This is a genomic window from Microbacterium sp. UBA3394, from assembly GCF_002358725.1.
Taxonomy (GTDB): Bacteria; Actinomycetota; Actinomycetes; order Actinomycetales; family Microbacteriaceae; genus Microbacterium; species Microbacterium luteum.
This window is the reverse complement of record NZ_DEPK01000005.1, coordinates 1-5719: the sequence shown is the minus strand read 5'-3', so window position 1 is coordinate 5719 and position 5719 is coordinate 1. Positions and strand designations below refer to the sequence as shown.

Sequence of the window (5719 nt, the reverse complement as noted above, 5' to 3'; positions counted from 1 at the left end):
TCGTCAGGCCTGGCCGCGACGCTCCCGCAGCTGGGTCAGCGCCTCGTCGAGAAGCTGCGCCGCCTCATCGTCGGAGCGACGTTCCTTGACGTACGCAAGATGGGTCTTGTAGGGCTCGGTCTTCGCGACGGCGGGCGGGTTCTCCTTGTCGCGCCCCGCCGGAAGGCCCGAGTGCGGCGAGTCGATCACGTCGGGGATCTCGGCCGGATCGATGTCCGCGACGAAGTAGCGCACCGTCTCGTTCCCCAGCGCATCCCAGTACGAGATCGCGACGCGGTCGGCGTGGTAGCCGTGATCCTGTTCGCCCATGGGGCCGGCACCGACGCGCGTGCCGCGGATGGCGTTTCCTCCCGTAGCCATCAGAAAGCCTGGAATTTCGTGATGAGGCCGAGGGCCACGATCGACACGAACCACGCCAGCGCAAGGATCACGGTGAACCGGTTGAGGTTGCGCTCCGCGAGACCCGACGAGCCCAGGGCGGAGGTCATGCCGCCGCCGAACATGTCGGACAGGCCGCCGCCACGCCCTTTGTGGAGAAGAATGAGGAGGGTGAGCAGGAGACTGGTCACACCCAGCAGCACCTGCAGCACGAACTCGAGGATCTGCACTGGTTCCATACACCTTTCGTCGACCGCGTCGGATCGCACAAGCGTTCAGTATACGCAAGCGATACCCCGACCGCCGATGAGAGGCGGCCGGGGTGTGTCGCTCACACGCCGACGTGCTTCTGGTAGCGGATGATCGAGGAGAACTCGTCGACCAGAAGACTCGCACCGCCGACGAGCGCACCGTCGATATCGGCCTGTCGCATGAAGCCGGCGATGTTCGCCGCCTTGACGGAGCCGCCGTAGAGCACGCGCGTGCGAGCGGCAGCGTCTGCGCCCAGCTCGGACGCGATGACCTCCCGCAGCTTCGCGCAGACATCCTGCGCCTGCTCGGCCGTGGCGGCCTGACCCGATCCGATCGCCCACACCGGTTCGTAGGCGACGACGATGTCGGCGGTCGCCGGCACATCGTGCAGCGCCGCCTTCAGCTGAGCGACCGGAACGGCGCTGGCGCCGTGCTTCTCGAGGTCCTCCGCCGTTTCACCGACACAGATCACCGGCACGAGCTCGTGCTTCAGCGCCGCCTGCACCTTGGCCGCTACGACCTCATCCGACTCCGCGTGGTATTCACGACGCTCGGAGTGTCCGATGATCACGTATCCGCAGTCGAGCTTGCTCAAGAACGCGCCCGAGATCTCGCCGGTGTAGGCACCGGAGTCCTTGACCGAGAGATCCTGCGCGCCGAGCGCGAAGGGGATCTTGTCCGCGTCGAGCAGCGTCTGCACCGTCCGGAGGTCGGTGAACGGCGGGAAGAGGGCGACCTCGACGCTGCCGTCCTCGTGCTTGGCGTCTTTGAGCGTCCAGTGCAGCTTCTGCACGAACGCCACCGCCTGCAGGTGGTCGAGGTTCATCTTCCAGTTACCGGCGATGAGCGGGGTGCGCGCATCGGAGGTGTTCACTGCTGCCATCCGAGGACCTCCAGTCCGGGGAGCTTCTTTCCTTCGAGGAACTCGAGGCTCGCGCCACCACCGGTCGAGATGTGACCGAAGTCGGTGTCAGCGAAGCCGAGCTGTCGCACGGCGGCCGCGGAATCGCCGCCGCCGACGACGCCGAGACCGTCGACCTCCGACAACGCGCGAGCGACGGCCCGCGTGCCCGACTCGAATGCCGGCATCTCGAACACGCCCATGGGCCCGTTCCAGAAGACGGTGCGGCTGTCACGGATGCGCGCCGCGAACTCGTCGGCCGTACGGGGTCCGATGTCCAGTCCCAATCCGGACGCACCGAAGGCGGTCGCTTCGAGCGCGTCTGCCGGAGCGACCTCGTGATCGGCATCCGCTGCGAAGGCCGACGCGACGACCGCGTCGACGGGCAGGACGATCTCGACGCCGCGATCTTCGGCGGAGGCGATGTATCCCTTGACGGTCTCGAGCTGGTCCTCCTCGAGGAGGCTCGAGCCGACCTTGTGTCCCTTGGCCGCCAGGAACGTGAACATCATGCCACCGCCGATCAGAAGCCGATCGACGCGGGGCAGCAGGTGTTCGATCACACCGAGCTTGTCGCTGACCTTGGACCCGCCGAGCACCACGGTGTAGGGCCGTTCGGGCGTCTCGGTGAGTCGATCGAGCACCTCGAGCTCTTTGGCGATGAGGAGACCGGCAGCGGAGGGCAGCAGTTCCGCGAGGTCGTAGACACTCGCCTGCTTGCGGTGCACGACGCCGAAGCCGTCGGACACGAGCGCATCCCCGAGCTCTGCGAGCTGGCCAGCGAATGCGCGGCGCTCGGATTCGTCCTTGGCGGTCTCACCCGCGTTGAAGCGCAGGTTCTCGATCACGGCGATGTCGCCGTCTTCGAGGGAGGAGACCGCATCATGAGCCGACTCGCCGACGGTGTCGCGTGCGAAGGCGACGGGCTTGCCGAGCAGCTCGGACAGGCGCTGCGCGACGGGCGCGAGGCTGTAGGCGGCGTTCGGCTCGCCACCGGGGCGGCCCAGGTGCGAGCACACCACGAGGCGTGCTCCCTGGTTGATGAGAGCGTTGAGCGTCGGCAGGGATGCTCGCACACGACCATCGTCCGTGATGACCCCGTCCCGCAGCGGGACGTTCAGGTCACAACGGACGATGACGCGCTTGCCTGCGAGCGAACCCAGGTTGTCGAGGGTGCGCAGTGCCATGGCGTGGATCAGAGCTTCGAGGCGACGAGCTCGGTGAGGTCGACCAGACGGTTCGAGTAGCCCCACTCGTTGTCGTACCACGACGACACCTTGACGAGGTTTCCGCTGACGTTGGTCAGGCCGGCATCGAAGATCGACGAGTGCGGGTCGTGGACGATGTCGGTCGAGACGATCGGGTCGGCGTTGTAGGCCAGGTAGCCGGCGAGCTCGCCCTCGGCCGCCGCCTTCTCGTACGCGGCGTTGATGGTCTCCTTGGTGAGTCCCTCGGTCGGCGTGATCAGCGTGAGGTCGACGATCGAGCCGGTGGGGATCGGCACCCGGTAGGAGGAGCCGCTCAGCTTGCCGTTGAGCTCGGGCAGCACCAGGCCGATGGCCTTTGCCGCGCCGGTCGACGCGGGAACGATGTTCAGGGCAGCCGCACGAGCGCGGTGCAGGTCGCCGTGCGGGCCGTCCTGCAGGTTCTGGTCTGCCGTGTAGGCGTGCGCGGTCATCATGAAGCCGCGCTCGATGCCGAAGTTGTCGTTGAAGACCTTGGCCAGCGGCGCCAGGCAGTTCGTGGTGCACGACGCGTTGGAGATGACGTGCATGGTCGCCGGGTCGTACTCGGCGTCGTTGACGCCCATGACGAAGGTGCCGTCGACGTCGGTGCCGGGTGCGGAGATGAGCACCTTCTTGGCGCCCCCCTGGATGTGCTTCGAGGCGTCGGCCGCCTTCGTGAAGCGTCCGGTCGACTCGATGACGATGTCAACGCCCAGGTCGCCCCAGGGCAGGTTGGCGGGGTCGCGCTCTTCGAAAACCTTGATGCTCTTGCCGCCGACGGTGATGGAGTCGCCGTCGAAGGACACGTCCTCGGCGAGGCGGCCGCCGACGGAGTCGTACTTGAGGAGGTGGGCGAGGGTCTTGTTGTCGGTGAGGTCGTTCACCGCGACGATCTCGAGGTCCGCACCCTGCTCGAGGGCGGCGCGGAGAAAGTTGCGTCCAATGCGGCCGAAGCCGTTGATACCGATCTTGACAGTCACGGAGTTGCTCCTGAGGTGTCGTGCGCGGGTGCGCGATTGTTGCGATTCAGTCGGACAGCGGCGTCCCGGCGAGCGTTCCCGCCGGGACGCCCGCGCTCGCTATGACAGTACCAGCAGGCCCGAGGTCTTCTCACGGGCGGCGTCGAAGCGCTGCGCGACGTTCTGCCAGTTCGCGATGTTCCAGACCGCCTTGACGTAGTCGGCCTTCACGTTGAGGTAGTCGAGGTAGAACGCGTGCTCCCACATGTCCAGCTGGAAGATCGGCACGGTGCCCATCGCCGTGTTCGCCTGCTGGTCGAACAGCTGCTGGATGATGAGCTGCTCGCCGATCGGGTCCCAGCTGAGGACCGCCCATCCGGAACCCTGGATGCCGGTGGCCGCCGCGGTGAAGTGCGCCTGGAACTTCTCGAATCCGCCGAAGAACTCGTCGATCGCGGCGGCGAGCTCGTTCCCCTCCGGACGTCCGCCGCCCTCGGGCGAGAGGTTCGTCCAGAAGATGGAGTGGTTCACGTGGCCGCCGAGGTTGAACGCGAGGTCCTTCTCGAGCTTGTTGACGTTCGCGAGACTGCCCGTCTCGCGGGCCTCCGCGAGCTGCTCGAGCGCCGTGTTGGCACCCGTCACGTAGGTCTGGTGATGCTTGTCGTGGTGCAGCTGCATGATCTTGCCGCTGATGTGCGGCTCGAGTGCCGCGTAGTCGTAGGGGAGGTCGGGCAAGGTGTACGTCGCCATATTCTCTGCTTCCTAGTCGGCGTCGCGCCGAGAGCCCCGGCGCGGCGAGGGTGACCTTCTCATCCTATCGACGGTGAGCAGGGTGGTGAGGGGGTTGCTTCCCCCGCCGAGCGTGTTCTACAAGCCCGAGGCCTCAGTCTTCGACGCCGATGGGGACCGCCGACTCGGTGCCAGGAACTCCGTCGACCTCGGCCTTCTTGTCGGCCATCGCCAGGAGCCGACGGATGCGTCCGGCGACGGCGTCCTTGGTCATCGGCGGGTCGGCGTGGTGACCCAGCTCGTCGAGGCTGGCGTCACGGTGGGCGAGCCGGAGCTCTCCGGCCTGTTTGAGATGGTCGGGTACCCCGTCACCGAGGATCTCCAGCGCACGCTCGACGCGTGCGCACGCGGCGACCGCCGCCTGAGCGGATCGACGCAGGTTGGCATCGTCGAAGTTGACGAGGCGGTTCACTCCAGCGCGGACTTCGCGGCGCTGCCTCATCTGATCCCAGTCGGCGGCGGCCTTCGATGCTCCCATCTGCGCGAGGGTGAGCCGGATCGCCTCCCCCTCCCGGACGACGACCCGCGGGATGCCGCGGACTTCCCGCGCCTTCGCGGGGATGCTCAGCCGATGGGCGGCCCCGACGAGGGCCATCGCGGCCTCGGAGGACGGGCAAGCGACTTCGAGCGAGGCGGATCGACCGGGCTCGCTGAGCGACCCCGATGCGAGGAAAGCGCCGCGCCAGACGGCCGCGAGATCTTCCCGTGAGCCGGTGGTGAGCTTGTTGGGCAGGCCACGCACCGGTCGACGCCGCTGATCCAGAAGGCCGGTCTGCCGCGCGAGCGTCTCACCGCCGTCGATGACGCGCACGGCGACGTGGCCGCCGGCACGACCCGCCGAACTCTGCACGTGCGCGAGCTCGGGTCGCACGCCGTAGAGCTCCACCAACTCCCGCGCGACCCGTCGGGCGAGGACATCGGAATCGAGCTCGGCCTCGACCGCGACGCGGTTGGCGATCGAGTGGAGCCCTCCCGAGAAACGGAGCAGTGACGTCAGCTCGGCCACGCGGGCCGTCGGTCGCGGGTCTCGTACGGCGACGAGTTCGGCCTTCACGTCGGCAGTCAGCGACACGTGTCTCCTCGGTCTTTCTGGGGTGGAACGATCCTCCAGCCTACTCGCGACCGAGGTCGCGATGGGTCAGGCGAACGGCCACTCCGGGCGTGCCCGACAGCCGTGAGGCCAGTTCCCGGGCCGTGGCCACCGACCGGTGCTT

7 protein-coding genes and 1 pseudogene are annotated in these 5719 nt (G+C 67.5%); all 8 read right to left on the bottom strand.

Annotated elements, in window-relative coordinates; genetic code table 11:
* Nucleotides 1–3: 3 nt before the first annotated feature.
* Entirely contained in the window at nt 4–360 is a 357-nt protein-coding gene (locus B4E30_RS00215) for an RNA polymerase-binding protein RbpA (RefSeq protein ID WP_071043588.1), read from the bottom strand.
* On the bottom strand, nt 360–608 hold the full coding sequence (secG, locus tag B4E30_RS00210) for a preprotein translocase subunit SecG (RefSeq protein WP_071043589.1): 249 nt from the start codon (nt 606–608) through the stop codon (nt 360–362). The genes B4E30_RS00215 and secG overlap by 1 nt, the downstream gene beginning before the upstream one ends.
* Before the next feature lie 101 nt (nt 609–709).
* Complete coding sequence (gene tpiA, locus B4E30_RS00205) at nt 710–1513, bottom strand: triose-phosphate isomerase (protein WP_071043590.1); 804 nt, start codon at nt 1511–1513, stop codon at nt 710–712.
* Nucleotides 1501–2718 (bottom strand): phosphoglycerate kinase, encoded by a 1218-nt coding sequence (locus B4E30_RS00200; RefSeq protein ID WP_071043591.1) that lies wholly within the window; start codon nt 2716–2718, stop codon nt 1501–1503. The genes tpiA and B4E30_RS00200 overlap by 13 nt, the downstream gene beginning before the upstream one ends.
* Nucleotides 2719–2726: 8 nt before the next feature.
* A complete protein-coding gene (gap, locus tag B4E30_RS00195; RefSeq protein ID WP_071043592.1) occupies nt 2727–3737 on the bottom strand; it encodes a type I glyceraldehyde-3-phosphate dehydrogenase in 1011 nt (336 codons plus the stop codon).
* Between the two features lie 99 nt (nt 3738–3836).
* The gene (locus B4E30_RS00190) at nt 3837–4466 is read right to left on the bottom strand and encodes a superoxide dismutase (RefSeq protein ID WP_071043593.1); all 630 of its coding nucleotides are present in this window, start codon (nt 4464–4466) and stop codon (nt 3837–3839) included.
* Nucleotides 4467–4599: 133 nt separating this feature from the next.
* The gene (gene whiA / locus B4E30_RS00185; protein ID WP_071043594.1) at nt 4600–5577 is read right to left on the bottom strand and encodes a DNA-binding protein WhiA; all 978 of its coding nucleotides are present in this window, start codon (nt 5575–5577) and stop codon (nt 4600–4602) included.
* A gap of 40 nt (nt 5578–5617) precedes the next feature.
* Nucleotides 5618–5719, bottom strand: a pseudogene (locus B4E30_RS00180) (RNase adaptor protein RapZ); the annotation flags it as partial.

Coding starts and splice junctions, on each gene's coding strand:
- tpiA (WP_071043590.1), bottom strand. CDS start 1,513: ATGGCAGCAGTGAACACCTCCGATGCGCGCACCCCGCTCATCGCCGGT.
- B4E30_RS00200 (WP_071043591.1), bottom strand. CDS start 2,718: ATGGCACTGCGCACCCTCGACAACCTGGGTTCGCTCGCAGGCAAGCGC.
- B4E30_RS00190 (WP_071043593.1), bottom strand. CDS start 4,466: ATGGCGACGTACACCTTGCCCGACCTCCCCTACGACTACGCGGCACTC.
- B4E30_RS00215 (WP_071043588.1), bottom strand. CDS start 360: ATGGCTACGGGAGGAAACGCCATCCGCGGCACGCGCGTCGGTGCCGGC.